Below are 26,073 nucleotides of genomic sequence, written 5' to 3'. Positions count from 1 at the left end.
TTTGATGACAGCAACTACCTTTGATCCTGTCTCTAGCGTGTCTTTAACCGCTTCTGCGCAGAAATATTTTGCCTCTAAATTAGCTAAGCAACCTGGTAAGTTGATTCGATTGAGCACGAAAGAAAGTGGCTGTACTGGCTTTTCTTATGTGTTGGATATTGTCGAAGGAGCGTCTGATAGTGATGACGTGCTGACCTTTGGTGATGTGATTTTTGCCGTCGATTCAGGATCCGCTCAAATGCTTAGGGGTACAGAAATTGACTTGGTCCGTGAAGGTGTGAACGAAGTTGTTAAATTCAATAATCCAAACGTTGTGGCTGAATGTGGCTGTGGCGAAAGCTTCAGTGTGAGCTAATACATGCAGAAAATGGTAGTAACCCAGCGTGCTTGTCCAGCACGTAGAGTACCTAGCGGTGATCCGGTTAGCATTCCAGAAGGGCAATTTATTACGATTAACCAAAGTCTTGGTGGTAACTATACCGTCACTTGGCAGGGTAATATGTTGCGCATTGATGGGACGGATGCGGAAGCCATTGGACAACAGCCAGAAGTGCTTGAATTTGATGATCTAGGCACGGATCAGATTAATGAAGATCAGGTTTGGCAAGCCTTGGATACCATATACGATCCCGAGATACCCATCAGTTTGGTATCGCTGGGTTTGGTGTATAAGGTGGAACTGGATCAACAGAGCAAAACGGTTTTGATTGATATGACGCTAACGGCACCGGGTTGTGGAATGGGCCCCGTATTGGTGGGCGATGTGAAATATCGTGTTGCCAAAGTGCCGAATGTCGAAGCGGTTAAAGTGGATTTAGTGTTCGATCCGCCTTGGTCGCGAGAGATGATGAGTGAAGAAGCGCAACTAGAAGCGGGTCTTTTCTTCTAGTTAGTGGCTTTTTTTGATAGCTTCGGTCGACAATCAAAATCTAATACAATAAGAAACGGCCTTGGATATTACTAAGCGCCGTTTTTGTTTTTGTGGCCTTGATAAAAAAGAGGGGAGTCATGTCCTTACCTAGTACAGAAGATATTGTGGACGATCTGTCGTTTTTTGACGATTGGGAAGATAAATACAAGTATATTATTGATTTAGGTAAGTCTTTGCCTGCGTTTGATACGGCGTGGCATACCTCTGAGCGCTTGGTGAAAGGTTGTCAAAGCAACGTATGGATTCAGCCAGGTACTGAGCAAGATCCGCAACAGGGTGAAGTGCTCACCTTTGCTGTCGACAGTGATGCTATTATTGTGCGTGGTTTACTTGGCGTGGTATTAGCGGCATTCAACCGTAAAACGCCGCAAGATATTTTGGATTTTAATATTGATGAGTATTTTGCTCAGCTGGATCTTGAGCGTCATTTGAGTCCTACTCGGGGCAATGGTTTGCGTTCTATTGTGGGGCGTATAAAAAGTATCGCGCAAGCGGCGGCTTAGTATTGTGTTGTTTTGATCGACTCTTGTTTGCTAAAAGAAATCGATTTTATTTTTATTGGAGAGCTTTAAATGAACACCCCAGTCTACCTAGATAATTCAGCGACCACGCCTGTTGATCCAAGAGTGGCTGAAAAAATGATGGCGTGTTTAACTCAGGATGGCAATTTTGGGAACCCAGCTTCTCGTTCTCACCTCTTTGGTTGGCGTGCCGAAGAAGCGGTAGAGGAAGCAAGGCAGCAAGTATCCAGCTTGATTGGTGCGGACGCTCGGGAAATTGTTTGGACATCCGGTGCAACGGAAGCGAATAACTTGGCTCTGAAAGGTGTGGCTCATGCGTATCGCCAAAAAGGTCGCCATATTATTACCTCCATGATTGAGCATAAAGCGGTACTGGATCCTTGTAAGCAGCTTGAAAAAGAAGGGTTCGAAGTGACCTATTTAAAGCCCGATACTCATGGCGTTATCTCGTCAGATCAAGTCGCGGATGCTCTCAGAGAAGATACTATTCTTGTGTCTCTGATGCATGGTAATAACGAACTGGGTGTATTAACAGACATTGCGGCTATCGGTGACTTAACTCGTAAAAATGGTGTGTTTTTACATGTGGATGCAGCTCAAACCACGGGGAAGGTGGCGATTGATGTGAACGCGATGAAGGTTGATCTAATGTCTCTTACGGCCCATAAAACCTATGGTCCAAAGGGGATTGGTGCATTATTCGTACGTCGCTCACCAAAAGTGAAGCTAGAGGCGCAAATCCATGGCGGTGGTCACGAGCGAGGCATGCGTTCCGGAACCTTGGCAACCCATCAAATTGTTGGGATGGGGGAGGCATTTCGTTTGGCAAGTGAAGAGATGGCGCAAGATTGTGCTCGAATCCAAGCTTTGCGGGAGCGTTTATGGTCGTCCCTAAGTGAAATGTCTGGTGTGCATCTTAATGGCGATTCAGCTAACCGTGTCGCTGGTGTGCTCAATGTGGGGTTTTCTGGGGTAGATGGAGAAGTGTTGTTGATGTCATTAACGGACATCGCCGTGTCATCTGGGTCTGCCTGCACCTCTGCGAGCTTAGAGCCCTCATATGTGTTACGAGCCATTGGTTTGCCAGATGCTTTGGCTCACAGTTCATTGCGTCTATCTGTGGGTCGCTTTACCACAGAAGAAGAGGTGGACTTTGCGGCGGAGACAATTAAAAAAGCTGTTACAGCGCTTAGATAGGGCTTTTTTAGCGTAAAAGTGTATTTTTTGTTGGGAATTACAAAAGAATCGCGTGTTGAGCATACAATTTTAATAAAGAGATGCGTATAATCCACGCGCTGAAACTTTTATGTCTTGGGCCATGGTTTTTATGGTTTTCATCCAATTAGCCATCGTCCTTTTGAATTTATTTTGGAGTTATATCATGGCGTTAGAACGCACTTTATCTATCATCAAGCCAGATGCGGTTGCGAAAAACGTAATCGGTGAAATCTACTCTCGTTTTGAGCGTGCTGGTCTTAAAATTGTTGAAGCGAAAATGGTTCAACTAGACGACGAATTGGCTGGCGGTTTCTACGCTGAGCACAAAGAACGTCCTTTCTATAAAGATTTGGTTGCGTTCATGACATCTGGTCCTGTTGTTGTATCCGTTCTTGAAGGTGAAAATGCCGTACTTCGCCACCGTGAACTAATGGGTGCTACTAACCCTAAAGAAGCTGCTGCGGGTACTCTGCGTGCAGATTACGCAGAATCTATTGATGCAAACGCGGTTCACGGTTCTGACTCTGTAGAATCAGCGGCTCGTGAAATTGCTTACTTTTTTGGTAAGTAATTGATCGATCTCCCGATCTGATTGCTTAAGGCGGGCATTAGCCCGCTTTTTTACAGATGGACAGAGGCTTCTGAAAAGCGTTTTCTTTTCAGAAGCTTTTTTCGTTTACACTAAATGCTATTCGTAGCAAGCGATATTTATTATGACTGACACCAAAAAAGTAAACCTATTAGGTTTATCCCCTGAAAAATTGATTGCCTTCTTTGAATCCATCGGTGAGAAGAAGTTCCGTGCGACTCAAGTGATGAAATGGATTCATCAAAAGGGGGCGGAAAACTTTGAAGAGATGACGGATGTCAGCAAAGCATTACGTGCGAAACTGGAAACGATTTGTGAGATTCGGGCACCAGAAGTCGTTTCGCAAAATATCTCTAGCGATGGTACCCGTAAATGGATCATTCGTACTGAGGGCGGCAAAAACGATTGTGTTGAGACGGTGCTTATTCCCGATGGGGATCGTGCGACGTTATGTGTCTCTTCCCAGGTGGGTTGTTCTTTGGATTGCAGTTTTTGCTCGACTGGTAAGCAAGGCTTTAATCGTAATTTGACGCCAGCTGAGATCATTGGTCAGGTTTGGATTGCGATAAAATCCTTTGGTCCAATGGATCCTAATGGCCCTCGCCGCGTGACAAACGTGGTTATGATGGGCATGGGTGAGCCTTTGATGAACTTTGAGCCTGTTGTTGATGCGATGATCTTGATGATGCACGATAACGCTTATGGGTTGTCGAAGCGTCGTGTGACCTTGAGTACTTCTGGTGTGGTGCCTAAAATCTACGAGTTAGTTAAACGTACCGATGTGTCGTTGGCGATTTCTCTGCACGCACCGAACGATGCCCTGCGTAATGAATTGGTGCCGATTAACAAAAAGTATCCTATTGCGCAATTGTTGGAAGCGTGCCAGCATTATTTGGCCAATTTGCCAGATAAGCGTCACATCACCATCGAATACACTTTGATGTCTGGTGTGAACGATAATGAAGAGCAGGCGCATGAATTGGCGGCTTTACTGGAAGATCTGGAATGTAAGGTTAACTTGATTCCGTTTAACCCTTTCCCTCATTCTGGGTATGAAAAACCCTCTAACAATCGAACCCGTCGTTTTCAGAAAATTCTGGCGGATGCTGGCTACACGGTGACGGTTCGAACCACCCGTGGTGATGATATCGATGCGGCCTGTGGTCAATTGGTTGGGGATTTCCATGACAAAACGCGCCGTAGTCAAAAATACATTGAGTTACGTGAAGTGAAGTAATGGGCTAAGGTGTTAGGTTGTTTCTTTTGAGAGACAACGGGTAAATAAATATCATTGTAGACAAGGATGTCTTAATGAAGATAATACGAGTGATCTATTTGTTAGTGGTGTGTTGGGTGATGGTGGGCTGTGCTTATCAGCGTACCGATAACGCCCTTTCTGGTATCTCGGATGAACGCCGGCTGGCCCTTGCCCAAGCGCATATATTGTTAGGGCAGTTTGCGCTAAGCAAAGCCCAGCTTGATCAGGTATCAGAGGCACACCAAGGTAGGAATTACTGGCGTTTAAGGAGTCTTTACTGGTTTAATGCTGGAAAAGAAAACAAGGCGTTAGCAGAGCATGAAAGGGCCTTGTCTTTGTATCCAGACGATGACTTTATTTTAAATAACTATGGTGTTTTATTAGGTAAGGCAAACCACTGGCAAAAAGCATGTCACGAGTTCAAAAAAGCCAGTTTAGGTGGCTATTCTGCGCGACAATCTGTATGGATTAATTTGTCCCGATGTGAGCTGCGTCAGTTTGACGTAAAATTATCTGAAAAGGACTTAAATAGAGCAAAAGAAATTGATGATTTGCCTCTGATTGGTTTGATGACAGAGCTTAATCTTGTTTTAATACGGGGTAACCTTAGTAAGGCTCGCCTAATCTTAAATAATATCCAGGCTGATACAAAACATGCCACAAATGGTGTGTATTTTGATGAATATAACTGTCTGTCGCGGCAAGTAATCGCACGCGAGACTGACCCTACAATTTATTCATCTGCGAGCACTTTGACCTGCCTGGATCGCTCAAGGTATTGATATGACAACTGAATTCCAAGCTGACGTTCCGAATGTAGAAAAGAGTCAAATTGACAAGCCTACGGTTGATATCAACATAGGTAATCGATTAAAAGCAAAACGTGCTGAGCGTGGCTTTGATGAAAGAGAAGTGGCGACCGAACTTAAGATTCCGATTGATCAAGTACGGGCGCTTGAGTCCAATAACTTTGGTTATTTCCGCTCTAAAACATTCGCACGGGGCTATTTGAAGGCTTACTGTCGTTTCCTTGAAATGGATCAGACGGAGATTTTGATCGCATTCGATGCGATGCAACCTGGCGTTGAAAGCACTATTAAACCTGTTGATAAAGTTATTAATAAGCAGACCAAATTTGGTGACCCTATTGTCATGTTGGTCTCTGCCGTTATTATTGCGGTGTTGATCTTCTTGGCCGTTTGGTGGCCGAGTTTTTCAAGTAAAAACACAGCAGCAATAGATAAAAACCCTCCTGTGGCAAACTCTTCTCAAGCGAACACTCCTTCTCAAGGAAATACCTCTTCTCCGGTGGTGAGTAGCACGCCGCCAGCTCTTGATAGTCTAAACGAGCAAGATGTAGACAGTGATACCGCTGCGAAGACAGGGGATAGAGATATCTCTAAATTAAAGGCGCAGGCGGCAAGCGCCGCTGATGAGTCAACTGATGCAAAAATTCATACCCAAAAGGACGATGGTGTTACCACAGGTATGTCTGCGGAAACCATCGCTTTGCTTGAAAACTCAGGGGTGAATGCGAAAAAAGTTGAGCAAGAAACTAAGGCAGTGGACTCTGCGGATCTATCGCAACCCTCCGCTAATGGTGAACCCGCACAACCAGCTCCAACTTATACCAATGATATTGAAGCGACCTTTGATGCCGATTGCTGGGTAGAAGTACGTGATAGTACTGGTAAGATTTTATATTCTGGCGTGAAAAACGCAGGGGATAAGTTGGATTTAACTGGCACACCTCCTTACCGTGTTGTGTTGGGTTACGCGCGGGGCGTTTCCTCTTTTGATTATAAAGGTGAGTCTTTCGACTTTTCTTCTTATACACATAAAGACCTGGCTCGTTTTGAGCTCAAGTAGAGAATATTATGCATTTTGAATCGCCTATTAAACGTCGTCAGTCTCGTCAGATTATGGTGGGTAATGTACCTGTTGGTGGTGGGGCCCCAATCAGCGTGCAAAGTATGACGAATACAGAAACTTGTGATGTAGCGGCAACCGTTGCACAGATTCGTGCGATTACCGATGCCGGTGCAGACATTGTTCGTGTGTCTATTCCTTCTATGGATGCGGCTGAAGCGTTTAAACACATTCGTGAACAGGTATCCGTTCCGTTGGTTGCTGACATTCATTTTGATTATAAAATTGCCTTGAAAGTCGCCGAATACGGGGTGGATTGCTTGCGTATTAACCCCGGTAATATTGGTAATAAAGATCGCATTCGTGCCGTGGTGGATTGTGCTCGCGATAAAAACATCCCCATTCGTATTGGCGTGAATGCTGGCTCACTAGAAAAAGATCTACAGAAAAAATACGGTGAACCAACGGCCGATGCGTTAGTTGAATCAGCTTTTCGTCAACTGCAATACTTTGATGAACTGGATTTTCATGAATACAAGCTCAGCTTAAAAGCATCTGATGTGTTTATGACGGTTGCGGCTTACCGTAAAATTGCCTCACAAATTGATAACCCCCTGCATTTGGGTATTACTGAAGCCGGTGGGTTACGCTCAGGAACGGTAAAATCCTCCATTGGTCTTGGTCTGCTTTTAATGGATGGTATTGGTGATACGCTGCGTGTTTCGTTAGCCGCTGATCCTGTGCAGGAAATTAAAGTTGGTTGGGATATGTTGCGCAGTCTTAAATTGCGTAATCGTGGCATTAACTTTATTGCCTGCCCAAGCTGCTCTCGACAAAACTTTGACGTCATCAAAACGATGAACCAATTAGAAGAGCGCCTAGAAGACATTACCATTCCAATGGATGTGGCTGTGATTGGTTGTGTTGTTAACGGTCCTGGCGAAGCCAAAGAGGCGGATCTAGGTTTGGCTGGCGGCACACCCAATAATTTGGTTTATACCGATGGTAAGCCCAGTGGTAAAGTAAAAAATGAGACGCTTGTTGATGAACTGGAAAGAATGATTCGTCAGAAAGCTGTCGCGAAAGAACGTGAACTTGCAAATATTATTGCGAAAGATTAAGGAACCACCGTGGCTCGTAAAATTCAAGCAATCAGGGGAATGAATGATATTTTACCTGGTCAATCCTCTGTTTGGCAGTATGTAGAAAATGTTGTTGCCGACGTTGCTAAATCCTATGGTTATCAGCAAATCCGTTTTCCTATCGTAGAAAATACTGACCTCTTTAAGCGTGGTGTAGGGGAAGCGACAGATATTGTTGAAAAAGAGATGTACACATTTGAAGACCGCAATGGCGAGTCATTAACGTTACGGCCAGAGGGAACGGCCAGTTGTGTACGTGCAGCGGATCAGGCAGGTCTCTTATTCAATCAGGTTCAGCGCCTGTGGTACACAGGCCCGATGTTCCGCTATGAGCGACCACAGAAAGGCCGCTACCGCCAGTTTTATCAAATAGGACTGGAATGTTTTGGCATGGCGAGCGCAGATATTGATGCGGAATTGATTGTTTTATTGGCTCGTTTGTGGAAAAAGTTAGGGCTGCTTGAGCATGTGGAATTACAGCTTAATACTATTGGCGAGTCATCGGAGCGCGAAGCTTATAAAGCGGCGTTAGTAGAGTATTTGACGGGCTTTAAAGATCAGCTAGATGAGGATAGTCAGCGTCGTTTAACCACCAATCCGTTGCGTATTCTTGACTCGAAAGATGCCGATACGCAAGCCATATTGGACAATGCGCCAAATCTTGAAGACTTTATTGGTGACGAATCGCGAGCGCATTTTGATCGTTTGCAGAGTTTACTGACGGCCAATGGTGTGTCTTTTGTAATTAATCGGCGTCTGGTTCGTGGCTTAGACTACTACAGCAAAACGGTGTTTGAATGGGTGACAACGCATTTAGGGGCGCAAGCAACGGTCTGTGGTGGTGGTCGCTATGATGGTTTGGTGGAGCTCTTGGGAGGTAAGCCAACACCCGCTGTCGGTTTTGCTATGGGGATTGAGCGTTTGGTTTTATTACTAGAAACCCTCGATTTGATTCCCGAGGAGGCGAAGCCATCAACTGATCTATTTATTGTGAGCTTTGGAGAGGATGCGGAGGTGCGTTCCTTTGTGCTAGCGGAAGAGATTCGCTCACATACCAATGATCTTGTGGTGATGCGTCATTGTGGCGGTGGTAATTTTAAAAACCAAATGAAAAAGGCCAATAATTCTGGCGCGCGTTTTACCATTATTATTGGTCAAGATGAAGTGGATCAGGGTGTTTGCCAAATAAAAGATATGCAAACGGGTGAACAGGAAACGTGTTCATTCGATTCAGTCGTTGCTTATATTAATACAAAATTCTAATCGATAACCGTACAGCGCCTATTTGCGGCGTTTTGAATGAGGAATAAACGTGTCTGAGTTAAAGACTGAAGAAGAACAAATCGAAGCGTTAAAACAGTGGTGGAAGAAGTACGGTACGATTCTTCTGGTTGCTGTTGTCATTGTCGTTGGTGGGTATTTTGGCTGGCAGGCATGGCAACGTAGCCAAGCGACACACATTAGTGAGGCGTCTGCTTTGTACCAAAACTTACTTCAAGCATCTGGGGACTTATCGGATAAGGATAACCAAAAAACCGTTGCCTATATTTCTAATCAGCTTGAGAAAGACTATAGCGATACGGGATATGCCATGCTTGGCCAGCTTATTGCGGCACGTCTAGAAGTTCATAATAAGGATTATGATAAAGCGATTAGTGACCTTGAAGCGGCAGCGAAAGCAACAGACGACGCGTCTTTTAAAGCCATAGCTTATGTACGTATTGCTCGAGTATTGGCTCAAAAGGCTGATTATGCTAAAGCATTAGCGACGCTGGATAAGGTGACAGAACCGCAATTTTTGGCACAGCGAGAAGAAACGGCAGGTGATATTTATTTGTTACAAGGTAAGCGTAGTGAAGCGCGTGCCGCTTATGAAAAGGCCAGCAAAGCTTTGGGTAACAAAGTACAACATCCTTTGCTAGATATTAAACTTAGAGACTTGGTGAAAGGTTAATTATGAGTAAGTCACTTCTCGCGGGCGTTGTATTGGCTGCCTTGATGTTACAAGGTTGTTCTAGCTCGCTTCCTGCATTACCTGACCTCAAGCCCATTAAGAGTGAAGTGGATCTGCATAGTACATGGCGGACTGGCGTTGATGGCAACTTTGGTGAATCCAGCGAGCGTTATAACATCGTCGCAGAAGGGGGGTCACTGTATTTTGTAACCGATGAAGGTTCAGTCTATCAATTGTCGCAAAAAGACGGCGATAAAATTGAGCGCATTGACACCAAATATAAGCCAAGTGCAGGCGTGACTAAAGTTGGGGATAGTATCTATTTTGGTACCTATAAAGCACAGCTTGTTTCGGTATCGCTAAAAGATAAGAAAGTAAACTGGGTCAAAACCTTGAGCTCGGAAGTCTTATCCAGTCCGGGTTATGGGGATGGAAAATTAGCGGTACAAACAGGTGATGGCTGGTTAACCGTAATGGATGCGAAAACTGGTGACGTGCTTTGGCGCGCTAAAGAAGATTTGCCTCCGCTGACTGTGCGTGGTACAAGTGCCCCCATTATTGCTGATGGTAAAGTCATCGCGGGTTATGCTGATGGTCGTGTGAAAGCATATGACTTGGAAACGGGCAAAACGGATTGGGAATACGCCGTTGGTATCCCCAAAGGTCGCTATGAAATAGAGCGATTATCCGACGTGGATGGTCGTTTGGTTGTCAAAGATGGTGTAGTTTATGCTATTGCCTACAATGGCACCGTTGCCGCTTTGTCATTGCAAACAGGGCGTCCTATTTGGCAGCGTAGCATTTCAAGTGATGTTGGGGTAGCGCTTAGAGATAAGTTGCTGGTTGTGGTTAGCCAAGACAGTACCGTCTATGGTTTAAATGCTAGCAATGGTTCAGAAATTTGGGTTAATAAAAACTTGAAAGATCGAGCTTTGATTACGCCCGAGTTTTTTAGAAGTTATGTCGCTGTCATGGATAGAGGTGGTTACGTGCACTTGCTGGATCTGAAAACGGGCAAAGTGATCGCACGAGATGTCGCTCATGATGATGTGCCCTCGGGCAGCCGTATGGTGTCGGCTGATAAGCAATTGTTTATACTTACACCAGACTCTGATGTGACCGCATTAAGTTATTGAAGTCGGCTTCGGCTTTTCTAACCAGCACATTTAAAGAGGCCGCCATGCCGATATAGGGATGGTGGCCGTTTTGTATTTTTATAGGTAATAAAATGATTCCAGTTATTGCATTGGTAGGTAGACCCAATGTTGGTAAGTCAACGCTGTTTAATCGTCTGACGAAAACACGTGATGCTTTGGTAGCCGATTATCCAGGCTTAACACGTGACCGTAAATACGGTGATGGTAAAGTGGGTGAACATGAGTTTATCGTCATCGATACGGGAGGGATTAGCGGCGATGAACAGGGCATTGATGAAAAAATGGCACGTCAGTCATTATTGGCCATTGAAGAGGCCGATGTGGTTTTGTTTCTTGTCGATGGTCGCCATGGTTTGAATCCGGCTGATGAGATGATTGCCAATCATTTGCGTCGTGCGAATAAACCGGTTTATTTGGTTGTCAACAAAACGGATGGGGTGAATGAAGATATTGCGTTAGCCGATTTTTATTCAATCGGTTTAGGGGAGTTACATCCCATCGCTGCCGCCCATGGTAAAGGGGTTCACGTCTTAATAGATAAAGTTATGTTACCTTTTGCTGAACAAGTTGCAGAGGCTAAAAATGATATTCAATTGTCGGCGCGAGGCATTCGTATCGGAGTAGTGGGTCGGCCAAATGTGGGTAAATCAACACTAGTTAACCGTATGCTAGGCGAAGATCGCGTGGTGGTTTATGACATGCCAGGTACGACACGGGACAGTGTGTATATCCCTTATGTTCGTAATGACAAAGAATATACCTTGATTGATACCGCAGGTGTGCGCCGTCGTAAGCATGTGAAAGAAGCCGTAGAGAAATTCTCTATTGTGAAGACTTTGCAAGCGATCCAAGATGCCAATGTAGTGATTGTGGTGATCGATTCCCATGAAGATTTGGTTGAACAAGATCTTCATATGATTGGCTATGTGTTAGATGCTGGACGTGGTGTGGTGATCGCTGTAAATAAATGGGATGGCCTGACAAAAGATGAACGCGAGCACATTAAAAGTGAAATTGAGCGTCGTTTGGGTTTTGTTCCTTATGCAAAAGTGCACTACATTTCCGCGTTACATGGAACCGATGTGGGTAACCTATATGACACAATTGAAGCGACTTATGATTCATGTTACGCGAAATGGTCTACAAATCGTTTAACACGAATTTTAGAAGATGCCGTCGCGGAGCATCAACCGCCACTGGTGAACAGCCGTCGTATCAAGTTACGTTATGCCCACCAAGGTGGATCAAATCCGCCGCGTATTATAGTGCATGGTAATCAAACCGATGCTCTGCCTGGTAGCTATAAACGTTATTTAGAAAATAAGTTTCGAACGGTGTTGAATATTACTGGTACGCCTATCTCGTTTGAGTTTAAGTCGGGCGATAATCCATACGCTACGAAAAAGTAACAGCGAGTGGAGGCGCGGTGAATAAGGAATATTATTGACGGTCTCTTACTTTTGATTTACGAAAAAACCCCTTGTGTTTATTAAGGGGTTTTTTTATGTTTAGAATGTTGCCTTGTTATAGTTAGATCCGAACAGGGTGCCTTAATGGGCACTTAAATAGTAACCATATAAACAACAGCTAGCCGTAGACAATAAAGTTGTTTTATAGCGCGTAAATGAGCATTTTGAGACGGGTTTAACAAAGTATTGTAAAGCGGTGTCGTCAAAATAGATCTTGCTGTGACAAAATGGTGAGCAAGGATGATAGCAAGCCATTCATAACAATAAGAAAGGAGAAGGTAATGGCTAATCGATTAAGCGTAGTGGAGGCCACTGCGAGCAGTAATAGTGTTGTATTTGATGTCCTGCCGTTTGCAAAACAGTATAAAATGGGCGTTATCCAATTAAACCGTCCAGATTCGTTAAATTCCCTCACATTACCTATGATTCAAGCAATCTACACTCAATTAGAAGAGTGGGCAATGGATCAAACTGTTGTGGCTATCTGGCTGGAAGGGGCTGGAGGTAAGGCGTTTTGTGCGGGCGGTAATGTGGTGGATGTCTATCATAGTTTAGGAGAGGAAAGAGATACTTCATATTGTGAACAGTTTTTTCGTGAAGAGTATGCTCTTGATTATCTATTACATCGTTTTTCAAAACCTATTATCTGTTGGGGAAGTGGTTATGTGATGGGCGGTGGTATGGGGTTAATGATGGCCTCTAACTATCGCATTGTCACAGAAAAGAGTCGCTTATCCATGCCGGAAATTAGCATTGGTTTGTATCCCGATGTTGGTGCAAGTTACTTTCTGAATCAATTAGAAGATGATGCTATCGCACGCTTTTTGGCCTTAACGGCATATCAAGTCAATGCTACGGATGCTTGTGAGATTGGATTAGCAACACACTATTTAATGGAGCAAGATTGTGCCGAGTTAAAGCAACAATTAATGATGGCTCAAATGGCAGATTTGAATCCTGAAAAAGTCACATTAATTATTGAACAGGCATTATTTACCTTGTCTCAGTCTGATGACTTACCTTTGCTGAAACCTGAGTTGACAGCCCTGTCTCCCACTGTTGTTAGCTTGATGACTGGGGATATTCATAATATTTATGCCTCCATGTTAGCCTACTCACCAGAGTGTCCCGCCATGATAAAAGCCAAAAATACTTTTTTGACAGGCAGTCCTCTCTCTGCCCATATTATTGTTCAGCAACTTGAATGGGCAAAACATCAAACCTTAGAATCGGTTTTTGCACGAGAATTAGAGCTATCAGTGTCTTGCTGCAAGCAAGGCGATTTTTCGAAGGGGTAAGAGCCTTGTTGGTGGACAAAGATAAGCGCCCTAAATGGCAGTATGGACGAATCTCAGAGGTTCTTGAAGAAAAGGTACAGATCCTTTTAGGTAATCAAAAATTAATCGACGCGGTAGATGCCGAAGGGTAATCTTTTAGTCTGATGGCATTTCTGTCATGGCTATTGCTCTTCTTGCTTTTGCTTTGCTTTGAAGTCAGTAAGGGCTATGGTCAATGCATCAATGATGATTTGGTTGTCGATGTTGCTTTCTTCTAGCATCTCGATAAGATCGACAGCGAGCTTGATATGTGTGGGAGCATTGTCTAGAGACATTCTTTTTCCTGTCTATTAATTGTCGTATTTGACCTGTAAAAATAAAGAGGCGAACTTATATAGTAGTATGTGTCGCAAAGGTGTGTCCTGTTTTTATTCAGATATTGTCTAAGAATACAGGGGACAAGACAATGAAATCTGTGAGTACTCCGCGAGGTTGTTGTGATTACGAATGAGTTTTGGCTAGATCGTTGGCTAAATGGCCGGATAGGATTTCATCAGGAAGGAGTCAATGCTTGGCTGGTTGAGTACTGGCCGAGTTTGCCGAAAGGCAGTCATGTACTAGTGCCTTTATGTGGTAAGTCCAATGATATGATTTGGCTTGCTGAGCAAGGGTATCAAGTAACAGGGGTGGAATTGTCACCGTTAGCGGTTGTACAGTTCTTAGGTGATAACGACTTAGCCTATGAAACGCAACAGGTAGGGGATTTAAAAATCCATACCGTTGTTGGGCTACCACTGCGTATTGTTGAGGGGGATTATTTCCTTTTTAACGAGGAAGGTTTTGATGCTTGCTATGATCGGGCCGCTATGATTGCGATACCGGAAGAGATACGGGCGGACTATGTAGCCCACACAAAAGCACGGTTATCTCCTAACGCTACGTTATTGTTAGTCTCCACCAGACATGGTGGTGGGGAAGAGGGGCCTCCATTTTCTGTAGAAGATGACAGTGTTGTCTCCCTATGGGGGGATGCGATTCAGAAAGTGGCCTCGGAAGATTTGGTGCAAGCTAACCCGCAATATAAAGAGCGTGGCTACGCTTTTTTTGAAGAGAGCGTTTGGCACATAGTGCCACAACAAAGCTAGTGACAAATAGCATGAGTGGTTTAATAAATATTCTTTATATAGCTTTGGAGATTGGCGCTGTTTACCTGAGTCGTTTTCTGGGATAATGCCGGAAAATTCACTTGATAACCTATGTCTTCATGATATGACAATGCCATTGTGTTGAAATTGACTAAGACCAAGAGCTGCTAATGACCAAACGACATAAAACTGCCAAAGAGCTTTTCTCTTACCCTTTGTATTGGGCAGAGTGCTATGGCATCTCGCCTTTTTTGCCAACCACACGAGAAGAAATGGATGCACTTGGCTGGGATAGCTGTGATGTGATCATCGTCACAGGGGACGCTTATGTCGATCATCCTAGCTTTGGCATGGCAGTTTTGGGTCGTTTATTGGAGTCGAAAGGCTACCGAGTTGGGATTATCGACCAACCAGACTGGCGTAATACGGAGGATTTTATGCGCCTTGGTCGACCAAACCTATATTTTGGTATTACCGCTGGTAACATGGATTCTATGATCAACCGTTATACCGCGGATCTTAAAGTTCGTAATGACGATGCTTATACGCCTTATGGAATAGGCGGCAAACGCCCGGATCGAGCTGTCATCGTCTATTCTCAGCGCTGTAAGCAAGCTTTCCATGATGTGCCTGTGATGATTGGTGGTATTGAAGCCAGTTTGCGCCGCATTGCCCAATACGATTATTGGAGTAATGAGGTGCGACGTTCAGTGTTGATTGACTCCACTGCCGATATCTTGCTCTATGGTAACGCAGAGCGAGCCATGCTTGAGGTGACTCATCAAATGGCGATGGGGAAAACGCTTGATGAACTCACGGATATCCGAGGCACGACCATTGTGCGTAATGCCCCTCCAGGTGGTTATACTGAGATTGATTCAACCCGAGTGGATTGGCCTGGTAAGGTAGAGAAAATCTATAGTCCTTATGAGTACATTCCAGAGGGAAAGTGTCAGTCTACAGGAGAAGCTGACAGCGATGTAATGCCGATTCGCGTGATTCCTGCACCGCTCCGTCGAGGAGAAAAGCTAGAAATGGAGAAGACCTACATTCGTCTTCCTTCGTTTGAAAAAGTCTCTAAAGATCCCGTGTTGTATGCGCATACATCACGTATTTTGCATTTGGAATCGAACCCTCACAACGCTCGGGCTTTGGTACAAAAACACGGCAAAAAAGAGATTTGGGTGAATCCGCCACCAATTCCATTAGAAACTTCTGAAATGGATGGGGTGTTTGATTTACCTTATGCACGCGTCCCGCATCCTAAGTATAAAAAAGCACGTATTCCCGCTTATGATATGATCAAAACGTCGATCAATATCATGCGTGGCTGTTTCGGTGGCTGTACTTTCTGTTCGATTACAGAACACGAAGGTCGAGTGATTCAATCGCGCTCACATGAGTCTATTTTAAAAGAAATTGACGACATCAAAGACAAGGTACCGGGCTTCACGGGGCACATTTCTGATCTAGGTGGACCTACGTCAAATATGTATACCTTGAATTGTAAGGATGACGAGATTCAAGCCTCCTGCCGCAAGCTGTCTTGTGTGTACCCGACGATTTGTTCTAATTTGAATACGGATCATAGTCCAACGACTCAGTTATATCGTAAAGCTCGAGCCGTTGACGGGATTCATACCGTATCGATTGCCTCCGGTTTACGCTATGACCTCGCTGTAGAAGACCCTGAGTATGTTCGAGAGCTCGTGACATATCATGTGGGCGGGTTATTAAAAATTGCTCCTGAGCATTCCGAGCAAGGTACGCTATCTAAGATGATGAAGCCTGGGATGGGGACCTATGACCGTTTTAAGAAAATGTTTGATAAGTTCTCCAAAGAGGCCGGCAAGAAGCAGCATTTGATCCCTTACTTTATTGCGGCTCATCCCGGAAGTTCGGACGAGGATATGATGAATCTGGCGGTTTGGTTGAAAACCAACGATTTCAAACCTGATCAAGTACAAACTTTTTACCCTTCGCCCATGTCATTAGCAACCGCGATGTACCACTCTGGGAAAAACCCATTGAAACCCGTGACCTATAAAAGTGAAGAGGTTTATACGCCGAAAGACTATAAGCAGCGGACGGTACAGAAAGGCTTCTTGCGCTACCATGATCCCAGTAATTGGCAAGATCTACGTAATACCTTGATTAAAATGGGACGTGCGGATTTGATCGGCCACGGTGCGAATAAGTTGGTACCCGCTGAAGACAAGGATAAGCAAATACACCGTCGTCCGAAGAAGGCAAAAGTTGGCCAGGCGACGGGGGCATCCCATAGTTCTAACCGTCCTACACTAGAAAAGAATGCTGCTACGGAAAAGGCGCTCCGTAAAAACGCCCATGGTGGCAAGACTTCTGATCATCAAGCGGCTGGGGCGTCGGCTCAGTCTACAAAACGTCGTAAACCCAAGGTGAAGTCACGATAACTAACCGTATTGCTAATAGGATCATAGAGCAGGCATAAGCGCTATGCCTGCTGAGTTGGTTATTCGATATGGCTTTCTAGGGCAATGACATCACTTAACAGAAGGCTTAATTCCTTGAGCTTATCTTCACCTAATTTGCCAATCAAACGCTGGTAAGCGGCATTGACTTCAGGACGGAACTCCGCAACCACTGAGATGGCTTTAGGTGTCAATGATAATAGGGAAATACGCTGATCTTGGGGGGATTTTTTTCGCGCAATGAATCCTTCTTCTTCAAAACGTGTGACGATACGAGTTAGGCTTGGGCTAAGGATGCAACAGAGATGAGCCAGCTGCCTAGCTTCTAACTCTTCATGATCGTTCAAAACCCTTAGTACCCGCCATTGTTGTTCCGTAAATCCCGCTTTTTGTAGTACCGGACGAAAGAAGTTCATTGATGATTCACGTGCCCTTAACAACTGTAGGGGTAAAGAGTCTTCTAATTTCTTCATGAGATAATTGGGGATCCTAAGACGATTTGAGTGGTTTGCAGTCGAAAATGAAAAGCAACTGCCTTCCTGAGTTTTGCCATAAAATCAAAGTTTTACATGTTAAGTAATGAATGGCAACAAGCAATATATAATGGTTTAAGTGACAAGTACCTGTCAGAGTATAGAGTGAAGATAGGCTTTTTTATAATTATGAAGTTTAATAAGCAGCCCAGTAAAATGAGTTTACCAAGCTGCTGGACTAAATTGTTGTTATCTACGAAAGGAGCAAAGGGTCAGGAAAGCTGTTTGATTAAATGTTGGAGGCTTCGTTTGAATGTGGTTAATTCTTTATGGTCAAAGTCAGCAAACAGTGTACTCTGTTGTTGATCTGAAATCGCCCACAGGTGCTCTGCAGCATCGAAACCCTTTGTTGTCAATTCAAAGTTATCATTGATTAGTCCAAAGGATTTAAGGCTTTCAAGGGCATTTGTGACATCCCTGGATGGAATAGTGACGAGGTTATCTAGATCCTCTCTGGTAATGTTTTTAGCATCACTCAGTACCAATAAAATACGCGCTTCACCTGTGCTTAATCCCGTAGAGGACTGTTTGGGCAAATAGTTCATTTGGACTTTTTGCAGCACCTTATGTATGAGATAAATCGCGCTGTCATGGAGTCTTGCTAGAGTCTCTCCTGATGCTACATTATTGGCAGCTGTTTTTGCTCCAGTAAATGACACCGCACCAGCATAGCTTCCTTGCACATAAAGCAGGGGCGCACGGCCGTGATTTTCAAAAGCGACGACTTTACCAATCATTATCCAATGATCTTCACCATCGACAACTTGGTATTTTTCACACTGAAAATTCGCCGCAGTGTTTGGCAATATAGGAGCGCCGCCGACTCCCGAAGTGTATTCAATGTTGGCAAACTTATCGTCACTGGGTTTTGCAAAGTTATTAGATAAGTCTATTTGATCGGCCGCTAGTATGTTGACGGCAAAGTGCTCTGATTGTTCAAAGATGGCATAGCTACTGGAGGTTTTAACAATACTCCATAGAATAAGTGGCGGATCAAGTGACACCGAGTTAAAGCTGTTTGCAGTGACGCCGACTTGTTTTCCATCGGATGATTTAGCCGTCATAACAGTAACGCCAGTTGCGAAATTGCCCAGACAACGTCGGAATTCTTTAGGGTCAAAGCTCATAGTATTCTCTCTTATTATTATGTATGTATTTTTTTAAAGGGGGCAGATCTCTTAAAAATAATGCCAGTATCAGTTACAACCCGGTCTGGTGTTTAAGGAATCTGACCCCTTTAACGTGAGATTATAGTAATGATGGATCCGGCTCTAACACCATGACTTCACGGCCGAGGATTTGAGCGCAAACGTCATAATCTGTGTAAGCGTGTGAACCAGTCATGTGAGCATCGCGGAATAAACGTTGTGCTTCTTTATCCAATAACCAGTTTGATGCACCAATGGCATCAAACAATCTATCAACGGCTTCAATACACATTTTTGTCACGTAGGCTTGGTTTGTACGCCAATGGGCGAGAGTGTAACGATCAGGGTAGCGATGGGCTTTAGCGTATTCAGCATGCTCTTCCCATGTTTTTTCTAGGAAAGCACGAGCGGCAAGAATTTGGTGGGTCGATTCACCGGTACGAAGAATCGCGGGAATAGCGGCATGCACTTTTGCACCAGTGTAGGCTCGCACACGGTTGCTGGTCACTTCCTTATAAACTTCGAGCATACGTTCGGCAATACCAAGAGAAATGGCCGAAAAGCCAGAAGCAAAATAAGGGCGGTAGGGTGAATAAAATAAATCACTGTCCGGATACAGGTCGTAACCAGCGGATTTGCCTTCCATCATATCTTTGGCTTTTTGAATGCGGTGTTCTGGAACATAGGCATCTCTAATTTGCAGCGTCTTTGTGCCCTAGCCTTTCATCGCCATCGCATTCCAATCGTCGTCGATGGTGTAATCGGTCGCGGGAATCACCGCAAAACAGTAATCTTTAGCCCCTTCTTGATTATCACGTAAGAAGCCAACAATGGCCCATTGGGCATGATCACAGCCACTGCTCCATTTCATATCACCATTGAATAGGATACCGCCTTCCGTTTCTTCATAGCGGCCAAAGGGTGCAATACTACTGCTTGCTAGTGCATCTGGATCATTTCCCCAAACCTCATCTTGTAGCTGTTTTGGAAACAAAGCAAGTTGATGGTTATGGGTACATAAAAGGCTGAACGCCCAAGCCGTACTGGCACAAGCGCCCGCCAATGCAGCAATACAATCGCCAAATTCAGGAAGCGATATTTCATAGCCACCATAGGCTTTTGGTAAAAAGGCTTTATGTAATCCAACTTTTTTAAGAAGGTCGATATTCTCAGATGGTACTTTTCTGAGTTCTTCGGTTTTTGTCGCGTTTTTAGCGATGTCTGGTAGAACAGTTTGAAGGTCTTTTAATAAAGGATTAGCACGTTTCATTATTTTTCTCTCTATTTTGTTTTTGTTTTGATTGGAACAGTATTAGACGGGAGAAAGATTTAATGAATGTGCTTTTTTCACAAAAGTTAGGACTTTTCTAGAATGCGGTGCTTGCCTGTTTAGAAAAACACCAAGACGGATATCTCTAGAAATGGCAGGGATTTCTTGACAATACCCTAAGTGAAATAGATAGGCTCACAAAAGTAAGACACACTTTTCGATAGCCAAAATGCTTGGTGTGATCATCGGGTGCTTTTTACGTTCAATATATCAAACCTGCTTAGTTCGCGTTATCAATGTGCTAATAAAACAGCTACTGCATAGTATGCCGCAACTTCCCATCATAATAAGTAAAATTTGCGGGGAGCCATCGAAAAGCAGACTGGCGATGTAGCTGATCAGGCTCCCCATGGCAAATTGAACAGCAACCAATAATCCTGACGTGGTGCCGGCTTTATCAGGTAATTGGGAGAACAGAATAGCCAAGCTGTTAGCACCAATAGCGCCGGTAACCGATATATAAATCATGGTTGCGGCAATAAATAACGTCATAGGCACCTGAGTGAAAAAGTATGTATACCAGATCATTAGTGTTGCAGTGAAAGAAACAAATATCATGCAATAAAGAGCCGCTTTCACCGTGAAGCGTTTACTTAAATATGAATTCAGTAACGTGATCAGGATGATGGCGAATATATTGGCCGAAAAGAGCATAGCGTAGTGCTGCTTTGAAATATGGTAATGCTCTATGTAAATAAAAGAGGAGGTCGCAATAAAAGCAAACATACCAGCAAACGAGAACGCATTAGTCAGTGCGTATTGAACCACGAGAGGTGCCCGTAAGCAGATGAGATAGTTTTCTACATAGTGAGTAATGTGAAAGGATTGCTTTTTCTTACTCTGTTCAGAAGGCAGAATCCAAATGCTGCTAAGTAACGTGATAAGAGAAAATAAGGCTAGAACGTAAAAAATCCAACGCCAATCAAAATGGTCGACAATGGCGGCACCTAAAATAGGAGAAACGAGCATCACCATCATCGAAATGACGTGCATATAAGAAAGAATAGATGCGGCTCTTTTTAGTTCAAATAGGTCTCTTACCAGCGCTCTACCTAAGATAGAGGCTGCCGCACCGCCTAGGGATTGTAAAAAACGATAGGCAATAAGACTCTCACCTGAGGCCGCAATAGAACAGCCAAAACTGCTTAAAAGGTAGCAGATAATGCCCACGATCAAGAGGCTTTTCCTACCTAATAAATCTGATAGAGGGCCAAAAAGCAACATGCCTAATGCCATCCCTAATAGAAAAACGGTAATGGTTGTTTGAATGATTTGATTGCTAGTCCCCAACTCATTGGCGATGGTTGGCAAACTTGGTAGATACATATCAATGGATAAAGGACCAAATGCCACAAGGCAGCCAAGCAAGGGAATTAACAGTCTACTTTTTAACGAATTCATAAGGCTCGTTCTTCGATAACATGATTAATAGCAGCGGTCGCACAATCGATATCTTAGTGTTCACTGCCTCTTTAAATACTAATGGCTCTGAGTATCTTGAATTGCCAAGAGGCGAGTGTTTATCAGTCCACTTCAATTGGTTGAATTCAAGGTTAAGTCGGCTCTGTTCTGTGGTGTTTCCGAAACTCTGATGGGCTGATATTTGCGTGTTTAATAAAGAATCGAGAAAAATAAGAAGGATCTATATAGCCCAGAGTGTAGGATATTTCAGTTAAGTTTTTGTTGGTGTGGGTAAGTAGGCGTTTAGCTTCCAAAAGAATCCGATTATTGATCATTTTCTTTGGACTGACACCGGTGATTTTTTTACACAGGTAATTTAATCGGCTTTCATTGATGTTCAATTGCTGGCAATAGAATTGAATTTGTTTTTCTTTGAGGAAGTATTTTTCAATAAGAGTACTGAATTCTCTAAAACAAAGAATCTCATTTTGACTGTGTTGCTTTTTCGGATGTTCTTCACCAGACAGTCTTAACATATTGATAAAAATAAGCTTTACAATAGATTCGATGCTGTTCTGTTGATAGAGCGAAGAATTCCCCCATTCTGCTTTGAGCATCTTAAAAAGGTTTAATAGTTGTTCCCAATACACGTTATCTGTTTCTGATGCCTTTTGTTTATCAATACAGAAGGGCATCAGCAAGGATTCTTGATTGCTGTATTTGTTTAACTCAACCATAATTTTTTGCAGATGGCTACTATGGATGGTAATCACGTAACCAGGAGCAGTTGGTTCCGTTAAAAACGCATGAGGCGTCGCGGGTGGGGTGTAAAAAGCGGCACAGTCTTCGGCTTTGAACACGTTTTGATCGATATTAAAAAGCGTTTTACCAGATAGAATAAGGTGGATTTGACAATACTCGGCATGCAAATGCATGGGCATATCGCGGCCAAAAAAGTCCGCCATCCTGCCTAGTACATCAAAGTGAATGGTCGCGTCTTGATAGGCTTTATCGTAGTCTTGACCAATATTAATATTCGGTATCCATTCTTTGTTCATGGTAAAGCATTCTTATTTTTATTAATGAATAATTGCTGTTAAAAAAGGCCAGCCTATGAATTGTCATAGTGCTGGCAAAAGTAAGGGTGATCAAGTAATGATCATAAAACTGAATGCCGTATGGGAGGAGATCGACATCCAGATTACAAGCAGCAGACGCTAATAGACGGATGCTGTTGCCTCTTCTAGTGAGTTGGGTTCACCTTTGAACTCACTCACTAAAGCCTTGGTGCTATTCATCAGTAAGCCAGTATCACTACCAACGGCGACAAATAATGCTCCTAAAGATAAATAATGTTTTGCTTGTTTCTTGTCTGCCATCAAAATGCCGGGGGCTTTGCCAGCAGCTACAATTTTAGCAATACTTTCTTCTATTACCTTAACCACGTCAGGGTGATTGGGTTGACCAATATAACCAAGGGACGCACTGAGATCCGCCGGGCCAATAAATACGCCATCGACCCCTTCAACCGCCAGAATGTTGTCCAACTCTGCAACGGCTTGAACGGATTCAATTTGCACCAACACACAGATTTCGTCATTGGCGGTTTTTAGATAATCAGGCGTTCTATTGAACTGTGAAGCCCGTGCTAGTGCACTGCCAACGCCACGAATGCCTTCAGGAGGGTAGCGAGTGGCTTTGACAATTTGTTTTGCCTGTTCAGCACTGTCCACCATGGGGGCCAAAATGGTTTGCACACCAATATCTAGGATTTGCTTAATGGCCACATGATCTGCCCACGCAGGGCGAACAATAGGGTGGCTAGCAAAAGGGGCAATGGCTTGCATTTGGCCAACCATCGTTTGCAATGTGTTGGGGGCATGCTCGCCATCGATCAATAACCAATCAAATCCAGCTGACGCAATCAGTTCCGCTGTGTAATTATTGGCGAGTCCTAGCCAGAGGCCAATCTGTGCTTGACGTTCTTTTAGCGCGGTTTTAAAGGTATTTTTTGGGGCAGACATTCATAACCTCCTAGGCAAAATGGCAAGACACAGAACCCAGTGGACCATAGTCAACGTTAAAGGTATCGCCTTTTCTTGCAGCAATGGGGCGCGTGAAAGAACCGCCTAGAATAATCTGACCCGCTTCTAATTCCACATCAAACGGGGCCAGTTTATTGGCGAGCCAAGCAACACCATTAGCTGGGTGATTGAGCACGCCAGCTGCCACACCAGTTTCTTCTATAATGCCATTTCGCTGCATGATAGCAGCAGCCCATCGTAAATCCATTTCATCCACTTTGATAGGACGGCCGCCTAAAATAATGGCGGCGTTAGCAGCATTGTCTGAAATCGTATCGAAAACTTTTCTTGGGCGTTTAGTCTCTGGATCGATAGATTGGCTGCGTGCGTCGATCAGCTCTAACGCTGGAACAACGTAGCCTGTGGCATCGTATACATCAAAAATCGTGCAGTTAGGCCCTTTCAACGGTTTATCGAGAATGAAGGCTAATTCGACCTCGATACGTGGTACAATGAACTTATCCGTTTCAATCTCACAGCCATCGTGATAGAGCATATCGTCCAATAGTGTGCCGTAGTCTGGCTCATCAATTTGAGAACTCATTTGCATAGCACGAGAGGTTAAGCCAATTTTATGGCCAATAATTTTACGGCCTTCATTGAGTTTGATCTGCACCCACTCACGCTGGATGGCGTAGGCATCTTCAAAGGTGATGTCTGGGTAATCAAGGGAGATTTGACGAATCTGCTTGCGCTCTTTTTCTGCTTGGTTAAGGCGTTGTGCGCAGGAGGTAATAATATCTTTAGAAAGCATGTCTCTCCCCTTATTGTTTATTAATCGTTTTTAGGTATTCCGTTTCTGAAATGATGGTATTTTTAAGAATACCAACGCCTTCCACTTCGGTCGTAATCACATCCCCTGGTTTCACATCGGCCAAGCCTTCTGGCGTGCCGGTAAAAATCATATCCCCAGGCGACAAGGTCATGATGTCACTCAGGTAAGCGATTAATTGAGGGATGTTAAAAACCAAGTCTTTTGTATTGCCTTCTTGTTTGAGTTCGCCGTTGATATAGGTGCGAAGAACCAAGTTGTGAGGGTCTTTGACATCTTTCGCATCGACAAGGTAAGGACCGATTGGTGTGCATGTGTCACGGCTCTTAACGCGTAAGTTTGGACGGTAGTAGTTTTCCAAATAGTCACGAATGGCGTAATCGTTACCCACTGTGTACCCACCCACGTAATCCATCGCGTCGTCGACGGAAACGTTTTTGGCTTGTTTGCCAATGACGACAACCAGCTCACACTCATAGTGCATGTAATCAACATTGTCTGGTCGATAGGTGTGTTGGTTATGACCGATCAACGAGTTGTTGTTTTTTAAAAACACAAGCGGTTCATCTGGTGCTTTGAATGACAGCTCGGCCGCATGGTCAGCATAATTAATAGCAAGCACAAAGATTTTTCCGTCACAAGGGGGCAGCCAAGTGAAGGAACCTTCCTCAAACACCTTGCCTTCTTGCGTAACGGCTTGGTCTTTTTCGTTCACCGTGACATGCAAAGTTTCATGGTTAAATAGTATACGAGCACTCTTCATGTCTTTTTCCTATTCCATTTCCACTGGGTTACTGAGTCGGCCAACGCCTTGGATGTCTATCATCACATTATCGCCAGGCTTGATTTCAAGCTCTGCAGAACGCAGTGGCGTTCCAGCAATGATGATGTCACCTGCCTCAAGAGTCATGAATCCGCTGATATAACTCACGACCTCTTCAATAGAGTAGATGAGCTGATTTGTGTTGGTTTCATGGACCTGCTGATCATTAATGACAGTGCGGATGGTGAGACTGTTAGGATTCTGGACCGATTCCTTATCAATAACCCAAGGGCCAATAGGGCAAAAAGTGTCACGACATTTGGCTTTGACGGCTGGGCGATAAAACGACGTTTCTGCCAAGCTTACTTCGTTCACTACCGTAAATCCTTGAATCACATCAAGTGCATTTTCAACACTTACCCGTGTGGCTTGCTTGCCGATGACAATGCCAAGAGAAGGGCCAGCATAAATGGGGCCTTTGTCAGTAGGCACCTTGATTGGAGCGCCATAGCCTATGTGCGTATTGTCTGTTTTGATATACAAAACGGGTGTTTTCGGTGGTTGCACATGGGGCTTCTCGTGAAAGCTTGTTTCAAGCGTTTTAACGAGGGCTTTATCATTCAGCGCTACGCCTATGACGCTGCCAGATGTCGGAGGAAGGACAGTGTCGTCTAAGGGAATCTCAACACTGGCTTGGGCCGTTTTTTCAATGGCTGTATCTGATTCTTTTTGCCTATAGTAAAACATTATTATTCTTGCCAAATGTAGTTAACATGTTAATCATGTTTGCGTAAAAAAAAATCCTTGTCAACATCAATATGCGCTTTAATCGATGAATCGTTGATGAGCTTAATGCCACTGAAGCCATTAAGGTTGTGTATCAAGCCTGCTCGCACATAACAATGTTGCTAGCCAATGCTCATGTACTGCTTAGCCGTGTCCTTCTCTCTCGCAAATTAATTTGCTTTCTTTAACGGTGTAGGCTTGACACCTTATTGCAGTTAAGTTTAATTTATTTAACATGTTAACTAAATTGGGTGTAACAAAGAAAATACCTAATTT

26 protein-coding genes and 1 pseudogene are annotated in these 26,073 nt (G+C 44.0%); 16 read left to right on the top strand and 11 right to left on the bottom strand.

The annotated features are described in order from the left end of the window. The first annotated feature begins 4 nt into the window (after positions 1 to 4). The 14 genes and pseudogenes from AC0VYI_RS17200 to AC0VYI_RS17135 all read left to right on the top strand — a co-directional run bounded on the left by AC0VYI_RS17200 (position 5) and on the right by AC0VYI_RS17135 (position 13,537). A complete protein-coding gene (locus AC0VYI_RS17200) occupies positions 5 to 355 on the top strand; it encodes a HesB/IscA family protein (protein ID WP_475444406.1) in 351 nt (116 codons plus the stop codon). 3 nt (positions 356 to 358) lie between these two features. Next, on the top strand, positions 359 to 889 hold the full coding sequence (sufT, locus tag AC0VYI_RS17195) for a putative Fe-S cluster assembly protein SufT (protein WP_475444404.1): 531 nt from the start codon (positions 359 to 361) through the stop codon (positions 887 to 889). Positions 890 to 1,008: 119 nt separating this feature from the next. After that, positions 1,009 to 1,434, top strand: a complete 426-nt coding sequence (locus AC0VYI_RS17190) for a SufE family protein (protein ID WP_199474999.1) — start codon at positions 1,009 to 1,011, stop codon at positions 1,432 to 1,434. 69 nt (positions 1,435 to 1,503) lie between these two features. Next, positions 1,504 to 2,649 carry an IscS subfamily cysteine desulfurase gene (locus AC0VYI_RS17185; protein WP_475444403.1) on the top strand — a complete coding sequence of 382 codons (1,146 nt, stop codon included), beginning with the start codon at positions 1,504 to 1,506 and terminating at the stop codon, positions 2,647 to 2,649. Between the two features lie 184 nt (positions 2,650 to 2,833). Beyond that, positions 2,834 to 3,241, top strand: a complete 408-nt coding sequence (gene ndk, locus AC0VYI_RS17180; protein ID WP_199475003.1) for a nucleoside-diphosphate kinase — start codon at positions 2,834 to 2,836, stop codon at positions 3,239 to 3,241. A 142-nt stretch (positions 3,242 to 3,383) separates the two neighbouring features. Further along, positions 3,384 to 4,496 carry a dual-specificity RNA methyltransferase RlmN gene (rlmN, locus tag AC0VYI_RS17175; RefSeq protein ID WP_199475012.1) on the top strand — a complete coding sequence of 371 codons (1,113 nt, stop codon included), beginning with the start codon at positions 3,384 to 3,386 and terminating at the stop codon, positions 4,494 to 4,496. A 74-nt stretch (positions 4,497 to 4,570) separates the two neighbouring features. Beyond that, on the top strand, positions 4,571 to 5,299 hold the full coding sequence (locus tag AC0VYI_RS17170) for a hypothetical protein (protein ID WP_475444402.1): 729 nt from the start codon (positions 4,571 to 4,573) through the stop codon (positions 5,297 to 5,299). Position 5,300: 1 nt separating this feature from the next. Next, complete coding sequence (locus AC0VYI_RS17165; RefSeq protein WP_475444400.1) at positions 5,301 to 6,386, top strand: RodZ domain-containing protein; 1,086 nt, start codon at positions 5,301 to 5,303, stop codon at positions 6,384 to 6,386. Between the two features lie 8 nt (positions 6,387 to 6,394). Then, positions 6,395 to 7,507 (top strand): flavodoxin-dependent (E)-4-hydroxy-3-methylbut-2-enyl-diphosphate synthase, encoded by a 1,113-nt coding sequence (gene ispG / locus AC0VYI_RS17160; RefSeq protein WP_199475016.1) that lies wholly within the window; start codon positions 6,395 to 6,397, stop codon positions 7,505 to 7,507. Positions 7,508 to 7,516: 9 nt separating this feature from the next. After that, on the top strand, positions 7,517 to 8,791 hold the full coding sequence (hisS, locus tag AC0VYI_RS17155) for a histidine--tRNA ligase (RefSeq protein WP_475444399.1): 1,275 nt from the start codon (positions 7,517 to 7,519) through the stop codon (positions 8,789 to 8,791). 49 nt (positions 8,792 to 8,840) lie between these two features. Next, positions 8,841 to 9,482, top strand: a complete 642-nt coding sequence (locus tag AC0VYI_RS17150; RefSeq protein WP_199475020.1) for a YfgM family protein — start codon at positions 8,841 to 8,843, stop codon at positions 9,480 to 9,482. A 2-nt stretch (positions 9,483 to 9,484) separates the two neighbouring features. Beyond that, the gene (gene bamB, locus AC0VYI_RS17145; RefSeq protein WP_199475022.1) at positions 9,485 to 10,618 is read left to right on the top strand and encodes an outer membrane protein assembly factor BamB; all 1,134 of its coding nucleotides are present in this window, start codon (positions 9,485 to 9,487) and stop codon (positions 10,616 to 10,618) included. Positions 10,619 to 10,710: 92 nt separating this feature from the next. Beyond that, the gene (gene der / locus AC0VYI_RS17140) at positions 10,711 to 12,048 is read left to right on the top strand and encodes a ribosome biogenesis GTPase Der (protein ID WP_199475031.1); all 1,338 of its coding nucleotides are present in this window, start codon (positions 10,711 to 10,713) and stop codon (positions 12,046 to 12,048) included. A 287-nt stretch (positions 12,049 to 12,335) separates the two neighbouring features. Continuing rightward, positions 12,336 to 13,537, top strand: a pseudogene (locus tag AC0VYI_RS17135) (enoyl-CoA hydratase/isomerase family protein). A gap of 30 nt (positions 13,538 to 13,567) precedes the next feature. Here the strand turns inward: AC0VYI_RS17135 and AC0VYI_RS17130 are convergent. Continuing rightward, positions 13,568 to 13,720: a DUF2496 domain-containing protein gene (locus AC0VYI_RS17130; RefSeq protein WP_199475035.1), complete on the bottom strand. Its 153-nt coding sequence runs from the start codon at positions 13,718 to 13,720 to the stop codon at positions 13,568 to 13,570. Positions 13,721 to 13,882: 162 nt separating this feature from the next. Between AC0VYI_RS17130 and AC0VYI_RS17125 the strand changes: the two genes are divergently transcribed. Both AC0VYI_RS17125 and AC0VYI_RS17120 read left to right on the top strand, forming a co-directional pair. After that, positions 13,883 to 14,530, top strand: coding sequence for a class I SAM-dependent methyltransferase (locus AC0VYI_RS17125; RefSeq protein ID WP_199475037.1), 648 nt, complete (start codon positions 13,883 to 13,885; stop codon positions 14,528 to 14,530). Between the two features lie 170 nt (positions 14,531 to 14,700). Then, on the top strand, positions 14,701 to 16,962 hold the full coding sequence (locus AC0VYI_RS17120) for a YgiQ family radical SAM protein (protein ID WP_475444396.1): 2,262 nt from the start codon (positions 14,701 to 14,703) through the stop codon (positions 16,960 to 16,962). A 59-nt stretch (positions 16,963 to 17,021) separates the two neighbouring features. On the opposite strand, the gene hpaR is transcribed toward AC0VYI_RS17120, so the two are convergent. The 10 genes from hpaR to AC0VYI_RS17070 all read right to left on the bottom strand — a co-directional run bounded on the left by hpaR (position 17,022) and on the right by AC0VYI_RS17070 (position 25,758). Next, complete coding sequence (gene hpaR, locus AC0VYI_RS17115; protein ID WP_475444395.1) at positions 17,022 to 17,453, bottom strand: homoprotocatechuate degradation operon regulator HpaR; 432 nt, start codon at positions 17,451 to 17,453, stop codon at positions 17,022 to 17,024. A gap of 272 nt (positions 17,454 to 17,725) precedes the next feature. Then, entirely contained in the window at positions 17,726 to 18,640 is a 915-nt protein-coding gene (locus AC0VYI_RS17110) for a p-hydroxyphenylacetate 3-hydroxylase reductase component (protein WP_475444393.1), read from the bottom strand. A gap of 121 nt (positions 18,641 to 18,761) precedes the next feature. After that, complete coding sequence (locus tag AC0VYI_RS17105; RefSeq protein WP_475444391.1) at positions 18,762 to 19,310, bottom strand: acyl-CoA dehydrogenase family protein; 549 nt, start codon at positions 19,308 to 19,310, stop codon at positions 18,762 to 18,764. 66 nt (positions 19,311 to 19,376) lie between these two features. Further along, the gene (locus tag AC0VYI_RS17100) at positions 19,377 to 19,931 is read right to left on the bottom strand and encodes an acyl-CoA dehydrogenase family protein (protein ID WP_475444389.1); all 555 of its coding nucleotides are present in this window, start codon (positions 19,929 to 19,931) and stop codon (positions 19,377 to 19,379) included. A 270-nt stretch (positions 19,932 to 20,201) separates the two neighbouring features. After that, the gene (locus AC0VYI_RS17095) at positions 20,202 to 21,392 is read right to left on the bottom strand and encodes a multidrug effflux MFS transporter (RefSeq protein ID WP_475444387.1); all 1,191 of its coding nucleotides are present in this window, start codon (positions 21,390 to 21,392) and stop codon (positions 20,202 to 20,204) included. Positions 21,393 to 21,544: 152 nt separating this feature from the next. Further along, on the bottom strand, positions 21,545 to 22,450 hold the full coding sequence (locus AC0VYI_RS17090; protein ID WP_199475054.1) for a helix-turn-helix domain-containing protein: 906 nt from the start codon (positions 22,448 to 22,450) through the stop codon (positions 21,545 to 21,547). Between the two features lie 159 nt (positions 22,451 to 22,609). Then, the gene (gene hpaI / locus AC0VYI_RS17085; protein WP_475444385.1) at positions 22,610 to 23,416 is read right to left on the bottom strand and encodes a 4-hydroxy-2-oxoheptanedioate aldolase; all 807 of its coding nucleotides are present in this window, start codon (positions 23,414 to 23,416) and stop codon (positions 22,610 to 22,612) included. Between the two features lie 10 nt (positions 23,417 to 23,426). Continuing rightward, positions 23,427 to 24,230, bottom strand: a complete 804-nt coding sequence (gene hpaH, locus AC0VYI_RS17080) for a 2-oxo-hept-4-ene-1,7-dioate hydratase (RefSeq protein ID WP_475444383.1) — start codon at positions 24,228 to 24,230, stop codon at positions 23,427 to 23,429. Positions 24,231 to 24,240: 10 nt separating this feature from the next. Then, positions 24,241 to 25,011: a fumarylacetoacetate hydrolase family protein gene (locus tag AC0VYI_RS17075; protein WP_475444382.1), complete on the bottom strand. Its 771-nt coding sequence runs from the start codon at positions 25,009 to 25,011 to the stop codon at positions 24,241 to 24,243. A gap of 9 nt (positions 25,012 to 25,020) precedes the next feature. After that, positions 25,021 to 25,758: a fumarylacetoacetate hydrolase family protein gene (locus tag AC0VYI_RS17070; protein WP_199475073.1), complete on the bottom strand. Its 738-nt coding sequence runs from the start codon at positions 25,756 to 25,758 to the stop codon at positions 25,021 to 25,023. Between the last annotated feature and the right edge of the window lie 315 nt (positions 25,759 to 26,073).

This window comes from Marinomonas sp. 63XJN7_9_ISO-PGPR-S23-217 (assembly GCF_056173515.1).
The sequence above is the reverse complement of the archived record's forward strand: the minus strand, read 5'-3'. Positions and strand labels throughout refer to the sequence as shown.

Excerpts from the sequence above, each read along its gene's own strand:
- AC0VYI_RS17200 (WP_475444406.1), top strand. The coding sequence starts at position 5 with ATGACAGCAACTACCTTTGATCCTGTCTCTAGCGTGTCTTTAACCGCT.
- sufT (WP_475444404.1), top strand. The coding sequence starts at position 359 with ATGCAGAAAATGGTAGTAACCCAGCGTGCTTGTCCAGCACGTAGAGTA.
- AC0VYI_RS17190 (WP_199474999.1), top strand. The coding sequence starts at position 1,009 with ATGTCCTTACCTAGTACAGAAGATATTGTGGACGATCTGTCGTTTTTT.
- AC0VYI_RS17185 (WP_475444403.1), top strand. The coding sequence starts at position 1,504 with ATGAACACCCCAGTCTACCTAGATAATTCAGCGACCACGCCTGTTGAT.
- ndk (WP_199475003.1), top strand. The coding sequence starts at position 2,834 with ATGGCGTTAGAACGCACTTTATCTATCATCAAGCCAGATGCGGTTGCG.
- rlmN (WP_199475012.1), top strand. The coding sequence starts at position 3,384 with ATGACTGACACCAAAAAAGTAAACCTATTAGGTTTATCCCCTGAAAAA.
- AC0VYI_RS17170 (WP_475444402.1), top strand. The coding sequence starts at position 4,571 with ATGAAGATAATACGAGTGATCTATTTGTTAGTGGTGTGTTGGGTGATG.
- AC0VYI_RS17165 (WP_475444400.1), top strand. The coding sequence starts at position 5,301 with ATGACAACTGAATTCCAAGCTGACGTTCCGAATGTAGAAAAGAGTCAA.
- ispG (WP_199475016.1), top strand. The coding sequence starts at position 6,395 with ATGCATTTTGAATCGCCTATTAAACGTCGTCAGTCTCGTCAGATTATG.
- bamB (WP_199475022.1), top strand. The coding sequence starts at position 9,485 with ATGAGTAAGTCACTTCTCGCGGGCGTTGTATTGGCTGCCTTGATGTTA.
- der (WP_199475031.1), top strand. The coding sequence starts at position 10,711 with ATGATTCCAGTTATTGCATTGGTAGGTAGACCCAATGTTGGTAAGTCA.
- AC0VYI_RS17130 (WP_199475035.1), bottom strand. The coding sequence starts at position 13,720 with ATGTCTCTAGACAATGCTCCCACACATATCAAGCTCGCTGTCGATCTT.
- AC0VYI_RS17120 (WP_475444396.1), top strand. The coding sequence starts at position 14,701 with ATGACCAAACGACATAAAACTGCCAAAGAGCTTTTCTCTTACCCTTTG.
- hpaR (WP_475444395.1), bottom strand. The coding sequence starts at position 17,453 with ATGAAGAAATTAGAAGACTCTTTACCCCTACAGTTGTTAAGGGCACGT.
- AC0VYI_RS17110 (WP_475444393.1), bottom strand. The coding sequence starts at position 18,640 with ATGAGCTTTGACCCTAAAGAATTCCGACGTTGTCTGGGCAATTTCGCA.
- AC0VYI_RS17105 (WP_475444391.1), bottom strand. The coding sequence starts at position 19,310 with ATGATGGAAGGCAAATCCGCTGGTTACGACCTGTATCCGGACAGTGAT.
- AC0VYI_RS17100 (WP_475444389.1), bottom strand. The coding sequence starts at position 19,931 with ATGAAACGTGCTAATCCTTTATTAAAAGACCTTCAAACTGTTCTACCA.
- AC0VYI_RS17095 (WP_475444387.1), bottom strand. The coding sequence starts at position 21,392 with ATGAATTCGTTAAAAAGTAGACTGTTAATTCCCTTGCTTGGCTGCCTT.
- AC0VYI_RS17090 (WP_199475054.1), bottom strand. The coding sequence starts at position 22,450 with ATGAACAAAGAATGGATACCGAATATTAATATTGGTCAAGACTACGAT.
- hpaI (WP_475444385.1), bottom strand. The coding sequence starts at position 23,416 with ATGTCTGCCCCAAAAAATACCTTTAAAACCGCGCTAAAAGAACGTCAA.
- hpaH (WP_475444383.1), bottom strand. The coding sequence starts at position 24,230 with ATGCTTTCTAAAGATATTATTACCTCCTGCGCACAACGCCTTAACCAA.
- AC0VYI_RS17075 (WP_475444382.1), bottom strand. The coding sequence starts at position 25,011 with ATGAAGAGTGCTCGTATACTATTTAACCATGAAACTTTGCATGTCACG.
- AC0VYI_RS17070 (WP_199475073.1), bottom strand. The coding sequence starts at position 25,758 with ATGTTTTACTATAGGCAAAAAGAATCAGATACAGCCATTGAAAAAACG.